Genomic DNA, 14,023 nt, shown 5'->3' on the forward strand with positions numbered 1-14,023 from the left:
GGCCGCGTCGCGCGCGACCAGAAACACACATTAGGCTTAACGGACTATAGCTCTTCCTCGACGCCGTCGCTCAGTCCCTCTTCCGTGAGGAACTTGGCGAAGTCGCCGGTTTCCTTGAAATCGCGATAGACCGAGGCGTAGCGGACATAGGCCACGTCATCGAGGGATTTCAACGCCTTCATGACCATTTCCCCCACCGTCGAGGACGGAAGCTCGGTCTCGCCCATGCTTTCCAGCTGGCGGACGATGCCGTTGATCATCCGCTCTACCCGTTCCGGGTCCACCGGACGCTTCTGCATCGCCAGGGTGATCGAGCGCACAAGCTTGTCGCGATCGAAGGGCGAGCGGCGGCCCGACCGCTTCAGGATGATCAGCTCGCGCAGTTGAACGCGCTCGAAGGTCGTGAAGCGGCCGCCGCACTCCGGGCACATCCGGCGACGGCGGATGGCCGCGCCATCTTCCGACGGGCGGCTGTCCTTGACCTGGCTTTCGGCGTGTCCGCAGAAGGGGCAGCGCATGATGTGGCCCCTCCCGCGGCGCCTGGTTCTATTAGTTGTAGATCGGGAACCGGCCCGTCAAGGCCAGCACTTCCTGGCGCACCTTGGCCTCGACCTCGGCGTTGCCGTCGACGCCATTGGCCGCCAGGCCGTTGACCACTTCGCCGATCAATTCGCCGACGCGGGTGAACTCGGCCTCCTTGAAGCCGCGCGTCGTGCCGGCCGGCGTGCCCAGGCGGATGCCCGAGGTGACCGTGAACGGCGCGGTGTCGAACGGCACGCCGTTCTTGTTGCAGGTCATATGGGCGCGCTCGAGGCTGTGCTCGGCGTCGCGGCCCGTCACGCCCTTGGGACGCAGGTCGACCAGCATCAGGTGGCTGTCGGTGCCGCCCGAGACGATGTTGACGCCCGACTTCAGCAGGGCTTCCGACAGCGCGCGGGCGTTGGCGACAACCTGCTTGGCGTAGGCCTTGAACGACGGCTGCAGAGCCTCGCCGAAGGCCACGGCCTTGGCGGCGATGACGTGCTCCAGCGGACCGCCTTGCAGGCCCGGGAACACGGCCGAATTGACCTTCTTGATGATCGCTTCGTCGTTGGTGAGGATCATGCCGCCGCGCGGACCGCGCAGGGTCTTGTGCGTGGTCGTGGTCACGATGTGGGCGTGCGGGATCGGGCTCGGATAGGCGCCGCCCGCGATCAGGCCGGCATAGTGCGCCATGTCGACCATCAGATAGGCGCCGATCGAGTCGGCGATCTGGCGGAACTTGGCGAAGTCGATCTCGCGGCTGTAGGCGCTGCCGCCGGCGATGATCAGCTTGGGCTTCTCGCGCTGGGCGATCTCGGCCACGCCGTCATAGTCGATCAGCTGGTCCTGCTGGCGCACCGAATAGGAGATCGGCTTGAACCACTTGCCCGACTGGTTGGCGGGCGAGCCGTGGGTCAGGTGCCCCCCGGCGGCCAGGTCCATGCCCAGGAAGGTGTCGCCCGGCTGCAGCAGGGCCATGAACACCGCCTGGTTGGCCTGCGAGCCCGAGTGCGGCTGGACGTTGGCGAAACCGGCGCCGAACAGCGCCTTGGCGCGTTCGATGGCGATGGTCTCGATCTCGTCGACATATTCGCAGCCGCCGTAATAGCGCTTGCCGGGATAGCCCTCGGCGTACTTGTTGGTGAGGATCGAGCCCTGAGCCTCGAGCACGGCCTTAGAGACGATGTTCTCCGAGGCGATCAGCTCGATCTGGTTCTGCTGCCGATCCAGTTCGCGACCGATACGATCGAAGATGTCACGGTCGGCGGTGGCGAGGTCCGCGCCGAAAAAGGCGCTGAGGTTGGCTTCATTCATCACGCTCTCCTGGCGCTGCGGGGAGTCGGCAGAGGCGCCCTCTTTAACGAGATAGGCGCGGCAATCAATCTTGGAACCACACGAGAAGCTGTGCGTTGCAGTCCTGCAGGGCGGCTCCGTCCCCCCGCGACATAACAACGGCAGCAACGAGAGTGGGATATCTCATGGCGTCTCAGGGCGGCGGCACTTCGGACACGGCAAGTAACAACAGCCTCGACATCCTGGGCCTCAGCGCGGAAATCGTGGCGGCCTATGTAAGCCAGAACACCGTGCCCCAGACGGCCATTCCCGAGCTGATCCGGACGGTGCACGACGCGCTGACGTCGTTGAACAATGGCGGTGAGCCGCCGCGCCCGGTCGAGAAGGCCAAGCCGGCGGTGCCGGTGGGGCGCTCGGTGCAGCACGACTACATCGTCTGCCTGGAGGACGGGAAAAAGTTGAAGATGCTCAAGCGCTATCTGCGCTCGCACTACGACATGAGCCCCGAGGAATACCGTCGCAAGTGGGGCCTGCCGCCCGACTATCCGATGGTGGCGCCGGCCTATGCCGCGCGGCGCTCGGACTTCGCCAAGAAGATCGGGCTGGGCAAGGGCGTGCGGCGCGGCAGTTAAGCGCGTCGGCCGCGCCGGGCATGCGAACGCCGCCGGACTCCGGCGGCGTTTCTCGTTTCGACGATGACGGTTCGAGTCGAAGCTGAAGTGCGTTTCGTCCTTAAGCCGCGTAACCGCCCATGCGGGCGACATTGCAGTGGGCCCACAGCTTTTCCATCGAGGCGACCAGCTTGCGCATCATCTCGTCGGTATGGAACGGCGTGGGGGTGAAGCGCAGGCGCTCGGTGCCGCGCGGCACGGTCGGATAGTTGATCGGCTGCACATAGACGCCGTGATCGGCCAGCAGCATGTCGCTGATCATCTTGCAGTGGACGGGATCGCCGACCAGCACCGGGACGATGTGGCTCTCGCTGTCCATCACCGGCAGGCCGGCGGCGCGGAACATCGCCTTGAGGGTCGCGGCGCGCTCCTGGTGGATCTCGCGCACTTCCGGGTGCTGCTTCAGCCAACGGACGCTGGCCAGGGCGCCCGCCACCAGGGCCGGCGGCAGCGAGGTCGTGAAGATGAAGCCGGCGGCCATCAAGCGGATGGCGTCGATCACCTCGGCGTCGCCGGTGATGTAGCCGCCCATCACGCCGAACGCCTTGCCCAGCGTGCCTTCGATGATGTCGATGTCGCCCATCAGGCCTTCGCGCTCGGCGACGCCGCCGCCGCGCGGGCCGTACATGCCAACCGCGTGGACCTCGTCCAGATAGGTCATGGCGCCGTACTTCTTGGCCAGCGCGATCGTGCCGGCGATGTCGGCGATGTCGCCGTCCATCGAATAGACGCTTTCGAAGGCGATCAGCTTGGGCGCGTCGGCCGGGGCCGCGGCCAGCAGCTCTTCCAGATGCGCCAGGTCGTTGTGCTTGAAGATCTTGCGCGGACCGCCGCCATTGCGGATGCCGGCGATCATCGAGGCGTGGTTCAGCTCGTCCGAGAAGATGATCAGACCGGGCAGAATCTTCTGGACGACCGACAGCGCCGCCTCATTCGAGACATAGCCCGAGGTGAACAACAGGCCGGCTTCCTTGCCGTGCAGATCCGCCAGTTCCTGCTCAAGCAGGACGTGGTCGTGATTGGTGCCCGAGATATTGCGGGTGCCGCCCGAGCCGGAGCCGTGCTGATCGACCGCGTCCTTCATGGCTTCCAGCACGACGGGGTTCTGGCCTTGGCCGAGATAGTCGTTGCTGCACCAGACCACGACTTCGCGTTCCGAGCCGTCCTCGCGGGTCCAGGTGGCGCGCGGAAACTGGCCGCGCTGGCGCTTCAGGTCGGCGAAAACCCGGTAACGGCCCTCGTCGCGGATCTGGTCGACGGCGCTGCGGAACGCGGCTTTGTAGTCCATTGCGATCTCTAAACCGACGGCCGATTGGGCGGGCGGTCCCCTTGATTACAGGCCTGGCTTTTCGCACCAAGCGTCACGAGTGTCCATCTACGGGCGTTTACCTAGCAAATAGAATAACCGATCCACGCCGCTAACTCTGTAAGCTCTGTGCGCTTTTGTCGCTCGGAGCGCATCAGGTCAATTTGTCCAACCTGCCCCGCAAAAGCTGAATCACCGCCGAGAAGTCCTTGCCGCCAAAGCCGTTGGCCGCGAACAGCGCGTACAGCGCCTCGGCCTGGGCGCCCATCGGGGTCGACGCCCCGACCTGGGCGGCCGCGCCCTGGGCCAGCTTCAGGTCCTTGAGCATCATCGCCGTGGCGAATCCGCCCTCGTAGCCGCGATCGGCCGGCGTCTGCGGACCGACGCCGGGCACGGGGCAATAGGTGCTGAGCGACCAGCACTGGCCCGAGGACTTGCTGGCGATCTCGAAGAAACTCTCCGCCGCCAGGCCCAGCTTCTCGGCCAGGGCGAAGGCCTCGCAGACGCCCAGCATCGAGACGCCGAGCAACATGTTGTTGCAGATCTTGGCCGCCTGCCCCGCGCCGTGGTCGCCGGCGCGGATCGTGGCGCGGGACATCGGCTCCAGCGCCGCCTCGACCGCGGCGAAATCGGCCTCGTCGCAGCCGACCATGAAGGCCAGGGTCCCCGCCTCGGCCGCCATCACCCCGCCAGAGACCGGCGCGTCGGCGAAGCGGAAGCCCGCCTCCGCCGCCTGGCGCGCCACGTCGCGGGCGGTCTCGACGTCGATGGTCGAACAGTCGACCAGCAGAGCGGATTTCGGCGCGCTCTTGAAGACCTGCTCGCCATAGACCAACCGCACGTGCGGACCGGCGGGCAGCATGGTGATCACCACCTCGGCGTCCGCGACCGCCTCGGCGACCGAGGTGGCGGCCTGGCATCCGGCGGTCGTCGCGCGCGCCAGGGCGTCCGCCGACAGGTCGAAAGCGCGAACCTGATGTCCGGCGCCCGCCTGGTTGGCGGCCATGCCGCCGCCCATGTTGCCCAGCCCGATGAACGCGACGCGGGTCATCCGCTACTCCCTGCAAAGACGAACCGCGCCTCGTTGGGCGCGGCTCTTATGGTTATGGCCTGCGTCCGTCAGCGCGCCGAGGCGGGCTTGCGGAACTTGTAGACGAACTGGTCGGTCTTGCCGCGGATCGACGGGTCGTAGACGTTGACCTTGCGGGTGTCGGCCGGGGCGCGCAGCACCCGGCTCTCGCCCTCGAAGATGAAGCCCGCCGCCGTCACTTCAGACTTCACCACCGCCGAGTCGATACGGTGCAGGTCCTCGGTGTTGCGCAGGCCCGAGCCCGGCTCGGCCGAGTGGTCGATGACCAGATAGACGCCGCCCGGCTTCAGGGCCTTGAAGACCTGGCGGTTCACGACCGACAGGTCCGCCGGGCCCATGAACTTGTCGTGCATGTCGTGATAGTTCTGGGCCGTGAACACCAGGTCCAGCTTCTCCGGCGTGGCGAAGTTGGGCAGCGTGTTCAGGATCACCGTCACGTTCGAATAGGCCGGATCGCGGGCGATGGCGTTCACCGCCGGCTCGCGCTTGGCCAGCTTGGTCAGCTCGTCGGGCACATAGGCGTAGACCTTGCCCCTGGGGCCGACGGCCTTGGAGAAGATCCGCGTGAAATAGCCGCCGCCCGGGATCAGGTCGGCGACCTTGGCGCCCGGCTTGACGCCGGCGAAGGCCAGAACCTCGCCCGGATGGCGAGCCTCGTCGCGCACCATGTCGGCGGCGGGGCGCGACGGATCGCTCAGCGCCGCGGCGATATTGGCCGGGATGGAAACGGAAGCCGGGCCGGAGGGCGGCGGCGGCGGCGGTCCCAGCATCGGCTGCGTAGCGCAGGCGGCGAGGCCGAGCACGGCGACGAGACTGAGAAGCGGCTTACGCATGGCGATCCTTCCAAACCGGCACTTTATCGTTGTCGCGCACGTTAGCGCACGACATCCGTCACGTCAGCGGCGTCCATTCCTCGTCGGTCGGCAGGGGCGCGAAAATCTCGTCGAGCATGGCGTCGGTGACGTCCTCCAGACGCGCCGGGCTCCAGCGCGGAGCATTGTCCTTGTCGATGATCACCGCCCGCACGCCCTCGATGAAGTCGTGCTTGCGCACGACGCGCGAACCGATCCGGTACTCCATGGCCATGTTGTCGGCGAAGTCGGTCATGGCCGCGCCGCGCTTCAGCTGCTCGAAGGCGACCTTCAGGGTCTGGGGCGATTTGGTTTTCATCACCTCCAGCTGAGCTTTGCCCCAGTCGCTGGAATCGACGGTCAGGAATTCGACGATCTCCTCGACGCTGTCGCCGACGAACAGGCGGTTCAGGTCCTGCTCGAAGCCCAGCAACGCGGCCTTGCCGGCGTCGGCGCGGTACTTTCGCAGCGTCTCGTCGATCCGGCGCGGATCGGCGATGATCGCCTTCTTCAGGCCCTCGATGGCGCCGAACTCCACGAAGTGGGTGGCGATCCCCAGGCGCATGCAGTCCGCGCCCTTGATCCGCGCGCCGGTCAAGGCCAGCCACAGCCCCGCCTTGCCCGGCAAGCGCGGCAGGTACCAGCCGCCGCCGACGTCGGGGAACAGGCCGATGCCGGTCTCGGGCATGGCGAAGGTCGTGCGCTCGGTGGCGATCCGCACGTGCGCCGGCATCGAGATCCCGACCCCGCCGCCCATCACCACGCCGTCCATCACGGCCACGACGGGAATGTCGTAGGTGAACAGCAGGTGGTTCAGGCGGTACTCGGTCTGGAAGAACCTCCGGGCCTCGACGCCGTCCTTCGCGCCGCTTTCGGCCAGCATGCGGATGTCGCCCCCGGCGCAGAAGCCGCGCTCGCCCGCATGATCGATCAGGACCATGTAGATCTCGGGGTCCTCGCGCCACTCCACGAGCGCGGCGATCATCGCCTCGCACATGTCGAGGGTGAGGGCGTGCAGGGCCTTTGGGCGGTTGAGCGTGATGCGGCCGACGTTCTTTTCGACGCGGATCAGGACTTCGGGGTCTTCGGTCATGGATGGCCTTCAGGCGAGTTCGGCGGGTTCGGCGACCGGCGCGCAGTCGATGCGCTCGATCCGGCCTCCGGCGAGGCGGAAGATCGCGTCCTGCGGGATGTCCTGGCGCAGGGCCTCTTCCTTGGAAAGGCGCGCGTAGAGGCCCCGCAGGAGACGGCCGGCGACGCCATGGCTGACCACGATCAGCCGACGCTCCGGCTCGGCCGCTTGCTCCGCCAGCCAGGCGCCAAGGCGGGCTGTCATGGCCTCGTAGGTCTCGCCGCCCGGCGCGCAAAAGCCCCAGGCGTCGTCGCCCAGCAGATGCGGGTTCTGCCCCCTCACCTCCTCGCGAAGCCGTCCGGACCATTCGCCGACATCGATCTCGACCAGTCGCTCATCCAGCTCAACGGCGAGACCCAGGCGCTGGCCGATCGCCTGGGCCGTGTGATGCGCCCGACGCAGAGGACTAGAGACCAGCCGCCAAGGCGCGCGCTCGGATGCTGGCGCCAGATCGTCCAGTAACGCCGCCATCGCCCTGGCCTGCGCCTGGCCTAGCGCGTGAGATCGGACTCCGTACGTCCTTGCAGGCGCCCCTCGCGATTGTGGAAGGTCTGGCCGTGGCGGCAGAGATAGATCATCCGACGCTCATTGGCGGAACATCTCGCGGGCGATGATGACGCGCATGATCTCGTTGGTCCCTTCCAGGATCTGGTGCACCCGCAGGTCGCGCACGATGCGCTCCAGCGGATAGTCCTGGAGGTAGCCGTAGCCGCCATGCAGCTGCAAGGCGTCATTGGCCACCTGGAAGCCGGCGTCCGTGGCGAAGCGCTTGGCCATGGCGCACAGCTTGGTGGCTTCGGGGTGCTTGTGGTCCAGCGCGTGGGCCGCCCGCCGAACCATCAGGCGCGCCGCCTCCAGCTCGGTGGCCATGTCGGCCAGCTTGAACTGCAGGGCCTGGAAATCCTTCAGCGGACGGCCGAACTGGTTGCGGGTCTCCAGATAGGCCTTGGCCGTGTCGAGCGCGAACTGGGCGCCGCCCAGGGAGCACGAGGCGATGTTCAGCCGCCCGCCGTCCAGGCCCATCATGGCGAAGCGGAAGCCCTCGCCCTCCTGGCCGATGCGGTTTTCGACCGGCACGCGGCAGTTGTCGAAATTGACCTGGGCGGTGGGCTGGGCGTTCCAGCCCATCTTGCGCTCGTTGGCGCCGAAGCTCAGGCCCGGCGTTCCCTTCTCGACCACGAAGGCCGAGACGCCCTTGGCGCCTTCGCCGCCGGTGCGCGCCATCACGACATAGACGTCCGAAACGCCGCCGCCCGAGATAAACGCCTTGCCGCCGTTCAGGACGTAGTGGTCGCCATCGAGCCTGGCCGTGGTGCGCATCGCCGCGGCGTCCGAGCCCGAGCCCGGCTCGGTCAGGCAGTAGCTGGCGATCTGCTCCATGGAGGTCAGGCGCGGCAGGTAGCGCTGGCGCAGATCGTCCGAACCGAAGCGGTCGATCATCCACGACGCCATGTTGTGAATGGTCAGATAGGCCGCCACCGGCACATCGCCGTAGCTCAAGGCCTCGAAGATGATCGAGGCGTCGAGGCGCGACAGGCCGCTGCCGCCGACGTCCTCATTCACATAGATGCCGGCGAAGCCCAGTTCGGCCGCTTGGCGCAGGACATCGACGGGGAAGTGCTTCTTTTCGTCCCATTCCGCCGAATACGGGGCAAGCTGTCCCTCGGCGAACGCGCGCGCCGCATCCTGGATTGCGACCTGATCCTCGTTCAGCGCGAAATCCATGCGCAACTTCCTCCCGATCGGGGCAGAACGGCCCTCACTTCTTTTCGCCTGACTGCGGCGCCGACGGACCGCTGTCAATCACGCTCGGCAAGGCGCATCGGAACGTTGCGAAAGCCGCCGGAGGGTGTGGCCTGAAATCCTCCGTTACACGACTTGAATCGGCAATTGGGCCACACCCCTTGATAACGATACGCATTCAGCCCAAATGGCGATCTTCGAGTCTGACCGTTCTCAACATAAAATTTGCATCGACGACCATGCGTTTCGTGAAGTTCGTTAAGGCCGCCCTGGCGGCGGCCCTGGGAATGACCGTCATCACCGCTTCGGCCCATGCGGCTGACGGCGGCGATATCTCGCGCAGCTATGGCGTCTGGCGCAATCCGAAGAACAGCGTCCACCTGGAGATCAAGGACTGCGGCCCCAGCACCTGTGGCGTCGTGGTCTGGGCCAGCCCCAAGGCCGAAGCCGACGCGCGCAAGTCGGGCACGGACACCCTGATCGGCAAACAGCTGCTGCGCGACTTCGAAGCCCAGAACAACGGCTCGCTGAAGGGGCGCGTCTGGGTCCCCACCCTGAAGGTCACGCTGGTCGGCACCGCCGACATCGTCGACACCAAGACCATGCGCGCCAAGGGCTGTGTGATCGGCAACTTCCTGTGCAAGTCGCAGCTGTGGACCCGCATCGACAGTCCCGCGGTCCTGGCCTCGCGCGCGGCTCCCTAAAACACGCTCTCGCCGCTTTCGCTTGATTCAGCGCAAGAGCCGCGCGAACCTCTAAGTGTACAGTGATCACTTGAGCGTCCGACAGAGACGCCAAGCGATCCAGGCCGCGCGACGGCTGGCACGGGAGGAACGAGCATGGACGAAGCGGCGACGCTTCAAAGGACCGCGCGCGACGCGGCCAGCGAACATTTCGACGTCATTATCGTGGGCGCCGGCATATCCGGGGTCGGCGGCGCCTATCACCTGACGCATCAGAGGCCCGGAACACGCTTCGTGGTGCTGGAGGCCTTGGAGAGCTTCGGCGGCACCTGGCTGACCCACACCTATCCGGGCATCCGCTCGGACAGCGACCTCTACACCTTCGGCTACCGCTTCAAGCCCTGGGTCGGACCGCCGATCGCCACGGCCGGCGAGATCCTCAGCTACATGGGCGAGGTGATCGACGAGAACGATCTGGCGCGCCACATCCGCTATCGCCGCCGCATCACCAACGCGGTCTGGTCCAGCCAGGACAAGGTGTGGACGCTGACCGTCTCGGGTCCCGACGGCGTCGAGACCTACACCACCAACTTCCTTTGGATGTGCCAGGGCTATTACCGGCATTCGGTCGGCTACACGCCCGAATGGCCCGACATGGAGCGCTACAAGGGTCGGATCGTCCACCCCCAGACCTGGCCCAAGGACCTCGATCTCAAAGGCAAGAAGGTCGTCGTCATCGGCTCGGGCGCCACGGCCGCGACCCTGGTCCCGAACATCGCCGGCGACTGCGCCCACGTTACGCTTCTGCAGCGCTCGCCGACCTATTTCGTGCCCGGCCGCAACGAGAACGAGCTGGCCGACATCCTGCGCCAGTTGCAGATCGACGAGAGCTGGATCCACGAGATCGTCCGCCGCAAGGTGCTGTTCGACCAGCACGCGTTCACGCGCCGCGCCATCGAAGAGGCCGACGCGGTGAAGGCGGAGCTGCTCGAGGGCGTGAAGATGTTCCTCGGCGAGGATTTCGACATCGCCAAGCACTTCACGCCGCGCTACCGCCCCTGGCGACAGCGGATCGCCTTCGTGCCCGACGGCGACCTCTTCCAGGGCATCGCCTCGGGCAAGGCCTCGGTGGTCACCGACGAGATCGAGCGCTTCACCGAAAAGGGCCTGCGGCTGAAGTCCGGCCAGGAGCTGGAGGCGGACGTCATCGTCACCGCCACGGGCTTTGATCTCAGCGTGCTGGGCGACATCGCCTTCGAGATCGACGGCAAGCCGCTCGATTTCGCAAACACCGTCACCTATCGCGGCATGATGTTCACCGGCGTGCCGAACCTCGTCTGGGTGTTCGGCTATTTCCGCGCCAGCTGGACGCTGCGCGCCGACATGATCGGCGATTTCGTCTGTCGCTTGTTGGCCCACATGGAAAAGACCGGCAAGAAGCAGGTCGAGGTCGCCCTGCGCCCCGAGGACAAGGACATGAAGATCGGGAACTGGATCGATCCCGAGGACTTCAATCCCGGCTACCTGATGCGCAACATGCACCTGTTGCCCAAGGCTGGCGACAAGCCGGAGTGGCGCCACACCCAGGACTATTGGGCCGAGAAGGAGATCTTCCCGAAGATCGACCTTGCCGACCCGGCGTTCCGCTATTCGTGATCGCCTGATCCGCGCGGAGGGCGGCCTTAAGGGGCCGCCCGTCTTGCCTCAACGAGCGGCGCGGTCCAAATCAGCGGCATGACCACGCCCCCGCTCGCCCCCTACCCGCACACCCGCCTGCGCCGCGTTCGCCAGGCCGACTGGGTCCGCCGTCTCGTCCGCGAGACCGAGACGCGGCCTTCCGACCTGATCTGGTCGATGGTGGTTCACGAGGGCGAAGGGACCATCCCCGTGGCCTCGATGCCGGGCGTCGAGCGCCTGTCGGTCAAGGAGGCCGCCAAGGCCGCCGTCCGCGCCCGCGACCTGGGCATTCCGGCCATCGCCATCTTCCCGCACATCGACGGCTCGCGGAAGGACGCGGCGGGCTCGATCGCCGCCGATCCGGACGGCGTGATCCCGCGCGCCGTGAAGGCCATGAAGGACGCCGCCCCCGAGGTCGGCATCATGTGCGACGTGGCGCTGGACCCCTTCACCGACCACGGCCACGACGGCGTGGTCGAGGGCGGCAAGATTCTCAACGACCCGACCATCGATCGCCTGATCGAACAGGGCCTGATGCAGGCCGAGGCCGGCGCCGACATCCTGGCCCCGTCCGACATGATGGACGGCCGCATCGGCAAGCTGCGCGCGGCGCTGGAGGGCGCCAACCACCAGGACGTGATGATCATGTCCTACGCGGCCAAGTACGCCTCGGCCTTCTACGGCCCGTACCGCGACGCCATCGGCTCGGCGAAGCTCTCCGCGGGCCAGGGCGACAAGAAGACCTACCAGATGGACCCAGCCAACACCGAAGAAGCCATCCGCGAGGTCGCCATGGACATCGCCGAGGGCGCGGACATGGTCATGGTCAAGCCGGGCATGCCCTATCTCGACATCGTCCGCCGCATCGTCGACGAGTTCCGCATGCCGACCTACGCCTTCCAGGTGTCGGGCGAGTACGCGATGATCATGGCCGCCGCCCAGAACGGCTGGATCGACAAGGACCGCGCCATCCTGGAAAGCCTGACCGCCTTCAAGCGCGCCGGCGCGGCGGGGATCATCACCTATTTCGCGCCGTGGGCGGCGGAGAAGCTGGGCGCTTAAGGCTCACGCATGAGCCGCGTCCTCGACATCGTCACCGCCGTGATCCGCGACCAGGCGGGCCGCATGCTGCTGGTTCGCAAGCGCGGGACCGCGACCTTCATGAAGCCCGGCGGCAAGCGCGACGCCGGCGAGGACGACCTGACCACCCTGGCCCGCGAGCTTGAGGAAGAGCTGGGCTGCCGGCTGGTTTCCGCCGACCTGCTGGGCCATTTCAGCGCCCCGGCCGCCAACGAGGCCGGCTTTACCGTCCAGTCGGCGACCTATCTGGCTGTGGTCGAAGGCGAGATCGCTCCCCGCGCCGAGATCGAGGAGATCGTCTGGGTCGACCCGGCGGCCCCCGGTGACCTGCGCTTGGCGCCGCTGCTGACGCGGCGGGTGTTACCGGCCCTGCTGACGCCCCTAGCCCTTTGAGCCCAGGGCGCTGATGCGCCCCTGCACCATCTCCAGAGCCAGCTCCCGCGCCCGCTCAGGAGGGCGACCGAGCAGCTCCGACAGGGTCGGGCCAAACAGTCCGACGCCGACGGCCAGGATGATGTTCACCAGGATGAAGTCCACGATCGCTTCGCGCTCGACGCCGACCTCCTGAGCGACCCGCGTCTGGACGATCTCGTCCACGACCTCGCGAACCAGGGTCATCCGCCGTCCCTCGCCCGTCAGTTCCAGCCAGGCCGCCAGACGGGCCGCCCCCTTGGTCTCGAACGCCTCGAACAGGGCCTGCGCCCCGAACCCCGGGGCCGCGCCGCCGCTGTTGAACCCCGTGATCACCTTGTCGGCCAGCTGGCGGATCATCCGTTCCATCAGCGCCGTCTCGACGCCGGCGATCGAGCCGAAGTGGTGGATGACGTTGGCATGGACCACGCCAGCGGCCTTGGCGACGTCGGCCAGCTTCAGCGCCTGGGGCCCCTGCTCGACCAGGATCGCCTCGGCCGCGGCCAGGATGTTCTCGCGCGCGGCCTCGGGCGAGCGGCGGACTCGGGTCGGACGGGGCGCGGACGCTTCTATTGACATTTTTGTCAGTATAACCAACTCTGAGGCTCTAAGGCCGATGTCCAAGCCCTAAACCGGCGGAGCCCAGAACGCCATGACCCACACCAAGCACACGCCCGACGATCTCGACGTCGCCCCGCGCGACATCCGTTTTTCCCTCGACAGCGCGCGCCAAGGCCATTGGCTGGGCGGCGATCCGGTCGGCACGGCGGTGTTCAACGCCCTGTCCCTGACCTTCCCCGACGGCGAGCGGATGTTCATGGACGCGGTGAAGGCCTATCGCGACCGCCTCACCGGCAAGTTGGCGCAGGACGCCAAGGGCTTCATCGCCCAGGAAGCGATCCACTCGCGCGAGCACCATCAGCTGAACAGCCTGATCGACCGCGCGCGCTATCCCGTCGCCGAGATCGAGGAGACGATCCGCGGCCGCGTGAAGATGGCCCGCGATCGCGGCCCGATGGCGATGCTGATCTCGACGATCGCGCTTGAGCACTTCACGGCGATGATGGCCGAGATGCACGCGCGCCATCGCGACCTCTTCGAGACCACCGATCCCGAGATCGAGAAGCTGTGGCGCTGGCACGCCATGGAGGAGACCGAGCACAAGGCGGTCGCCTATGACGTCTTTCTGGAGGTGACCAAGGACTGGTCGCCGCTGAAGCGCTACTTCATCCGCTGCCGGGCGATGGCGCTGGTGACCTACATGTTCACCCGCAACATCACCCGCTACGCCGCGCGCCTGCTGGAGACGGACGGCTATACGCCCGAAGACGCGCTGAAGGCGGTGAAGCGCTATGTCTGGCGCGAGCCGGGGATCTTCAGCCGCGGCGCCAAGACCTATTTCGCCTGGTACCGCCCGGGGTTCCATCCCTGGGACCAGGACGACCGCGCGCAGTTCGCCGACTGGAAGGCCGAATTCGACGCGGCCGCCGCCTGAGGCTTGCCCCGCGAACAAGCGTTCGGTAGGGCTTCGCGCCGCCGCCCTCAAATCGCTCAGGCTTGAGGG

General features: G+C 66.8%; 14 protein-coding genes and 1 pseudogene. 6 read left to right on the plus strand and 9 right to left on the minus strand.

Annotated elements, in window-relative coordinates; all coding sequences use genetic code 11:
* Positions 1-44: 44 nt before the first annotated feature.
* Positions 45-518 carry a transcriptional regulator NrdR gene (nrdR, locus tag AX690_RS18690; protein WP_066686918.1) on the minus strand — a complete coding sequence of 158 codons (474 nt, stop codon included), beginning with the start codon at positions 516-518 and terminating at the stop codon, positions 45-47.
* A 31-nt stretch (positions 519-549) separates the two neighbouring features.
* Positions 550-1,836: a serine hydroxymethyltransferase gene (gene glyA, locus AX690_RS18695; RefSeq protein ID WP_066686919.1), complete on the minus strand. Its 1,287-nt coding sequence runs from the start codon at positions 1,834-1,836 to the stop codon at positions 550-552.
* Positions 1,837-2,000: 164 nt separating this feature from the next.
* On the opposite strand from glyA, the gene AX690_RS18700 reads away from it, so the two are divergent.
* The gene (locus tag AX690_RS18700; RefSeq protein WP_066686921.1) at positions 2,001-2,447 is read left to right on the plus strand and encodes a MucR family transcriptional regulator; all 447 of its coding nucleotides are present in this window, start codon (positions 2,001-2,003) and stop codon (positions 2,445-2,447) included.
* A gap of 100 nt (positions 2,448-2,547) precedes the next feature.
* Here the strand turns inward: AX690_RS18700 and hemA are convergent, their stop codons facing one another.
* The 6 genes and pseudogenes from hemA to AX690_RS18730 form a co-directional block, all read right to left on the minus strand.
* Positions 2,548-3,774, minus strand: a complete 1,227-nt coding sequence (gene hemA / locus AX690_RS18705) for a 5-aminolevulinate synthase (protein ID WP_066686923.1) — start codon at positions 3,772-3,774, stop codon at positions 2,548-2,550.
* A 172-nt stretch (positions 3,775-3,946) separates the two neighbouring features.
* Positions 3,947-4,843: a 3-hydroxyisobutyrate dehydrogenase gene (mmsB, locus tag AX690_RS18710; protein WP_066686925.1), complete on the minus strand. Its 897-nt coding sequence runs from the start codon at positions 4,841-4,843 to the stop codon at positions 3,947-3,949.
* Between the two features lie 68 nt (positions 4,844-4,911).
* A complete protein-coding gene (locus AX690_RS18715; protein ID WP_066686928.1) occupies positions 4,912-5,715 on the minus strand; it encodes a class I SAM-dependent methyltransferase in 804 nt (267 codons plus the stop codon).
* 58 nt (positions 5,716-5,773) lie between these two features.
* Positions 5,774-6,826: an enoyl-CoA hydratase/isomerase family protein gene (locus AX690_RS18720; protein ID WP_066686932.1), complete on the minus strand. Its 1,053-nt coding sequence runs from the start codon at positions 6,824-6,826 to the stop codon at positions 5,774-5,776.
* Positions 6,827-6,835: 9 nt separating this feature from the next.
* Positions 6,836-7,443 (minus strand): annotated as a pseudogene (locus AX690_RS18725) (histidine phosphatase family protein).
* Positions 7,444-7,450: 7 nt separating this feature from the next.
* Positions 7,451-8,596, minus strand: a complete 1,146-nt coding sequence (locus tag AX690_RS18730; protein ID WP_197426910.1) for an isobutyryl-CoA dehydrogenase — start codon at positions 8,594-8,596, stop codon at positions 7,451-7,453.
* A gap of 251 nt (positions 8,597-8,847) precedes the next feature.
* Here AX690_RS18730 and AX690_RS18735 point away from each other — a divergent pair, with 251 nt between their 5' ends.
* From AX690_RS18735 to AX690_RS18750, 4 genes are all read left to right on the plus strand, one after another.
* Positions 8,848-9,312, plus strand: coding sequence for a DUF2147 domain-containing protein (locus tag AX690_RS18735; protein WP_066686947.1), 465 nt, complete (start codon positions 8,848-8,850; stop codon positions 9,310-9,312).
* Positions 9,313-9,447: 135 nt separating this feature from the next.
* Positions 9,448-10,947: an NAD(P)/FAD-dependent oxidoreductase gene (locus AX690_RS18740; RefSeq protein ID WP_066686950.1), complete on the plus strand. Its 1,500-nt coding sequence runs from the start codon at positions 9,448-9,450 to the stop codon at positions 10,945-10,947.
* A 78-nt stretch (positions 10,948-11,025) separates the two neighbouring features.
* Positions 11,026-12,030, plus strand: a complete 1,005-nt coding sequence (gene hemB, locus AX690_RS18745) for a porphobilinogen synthase (RefSeq protein WP_066686953.1) — start codon at positions 11,026-11,028, stop codon at positions 12,028-12,030.
* 9 nt (positions 12,031-12,039) lie between these two features.
* Complete coding sequence (locus tag AX690_RS18750) at positions 12,040-12,441, plus strand: NUDIX domain-containing protein (protein ID WP_066686956.1); 402 nt, start codon at positions 12,040-12,042, stop codon at positions 12,439-12,441.
* Here the strand turns inward: AX690_RS18750 and AX690_RS18755 are convergent.
* Entirely contained in the window at positions 12,430-13,056 is a 627-nt protein-coding gene (locus tag AX690_RS18755; RefSeq protein WP_082769741.1) for a TetR/AcrR family transcriptional regulator, read from the minus strand. The genes AX690_RS18750 and AX690_RS18755 overlap by 12 nt on opposite strands.
* Before the next feature lie 55 nt (positions 13,057-13,111).
* On the opposite strand from AX690_RS18755, the gene AX690_RS18760 reads away from it, so the two are divergent.
* Entirely contained in the window at positions 13,112-13,954 is an 843-nt protein-coding gene (locus AX690_RS18760) for a metal-dependent hydrolase (protein ID WP_066686962.1), read from the plus strand.
* Positions 13,955-14,023 lie beyond the last annotated feature (69 nt).

It is taken from the genome of Caulobacter sp. CCH9-E1 (assembly GCF_001556515.1).
Taxonomy (GTDB): Bacteria; Pseudomonadota; Alphaproteobacteria; order Caulobacterales; family Caulobacteraceae; genus Caulobacter.

What these genes read in the sequence shown, in the direction of transcription:
- AX690_RS18760 (WP_066686962.1), top strand. Translation starts at nt 13,112, where the DNA reads ATGACCCACACCAAGCACACGCCCGACGATCTCGACGTCGCCCCGCGC.
- AX690_RS18735 (WP_066686947.1), top strand. Translation starts at nt 8,848, where the DNA reads ATGCGTTTCGTGAAGTTCGTTAAGGCCGCCCTGGCGGCGGCCCTGGGA.
- hemB (WP_066686953.1), top strand. Translation starts at nt 11,026, where the DNA reads ATGACCACGCCCCCGCTCGCCCCCTACCCGCACACCCGCCTGCGCCGC.
- AX690_RS18740 (WP_066686950.1), top strand. Translation starts at nt 9,448, where the DNA reads ATGGACGAAGCGGCGACGCTTCAAAGGACCGCGCGCGACGCGGCCAGC.
- AX690_RS18750 (WP_066686956.1), top strand. Translation starts at nt 12,040, where the DNA reads ATGAGCCGCGTCCTCGACATCGTCACCGCCGTGATCCGCGACCAGGCG.
- nrdR (WP_066686918.1), bottom strand. Translation starts at nt 518, where the DNA reads ATGCGCTGCCCCTTCTGCGGACACGCCGAAAGCCAGGTCAAGGACAGC.
- AX690_RS18715 (WP_066686928.1), bottom strand. Translation starts at nt 5,715, where the DNA reads ATGCGTAAGCCGCTTCTCAGTCTCGTCGCCGTGCTCGGCCTCGCCGCC.
- mmsB (WP_066686925.1), bottom strand. Translation starts at nt 4,843, where the DNA reads ATGACCCGCGTCGCGTTCATCGGGCTGGGCAACATGGGCGGCGGCATG.
- glyA (WP_066686919.1), bottom strand. Translation starts at nt 1,836, where the DNA reads ATGAATGAAGCCAACCTCAGCGCCTTTTTCGGCGCGGACCTCGCCACC.
- hemA (WP_066686923.1), bottom strand. Translation starts at nt 3,774, where the DNA reads ATGGACTACAAAGCCGCGTTCCGCAGCGCCGTCGACCAGATCCGCGAC.
- AX690_RS18700 (WP_066686921.1), top strand. Translation starts at nt 2,001, where the DNA reads ATGGCGTCTCAGGGCGGCGGCACTTCGGACACGGCAAGTAACAACAGC.
- AX690_RS18720 (WP_066686932.1), bottom strand. Translation starts at nt 6,826, where the DNA reads ATGACCGAAGACCCCGAAGTCCTGATCCGCGTCGAAAAGAACGTCGGC.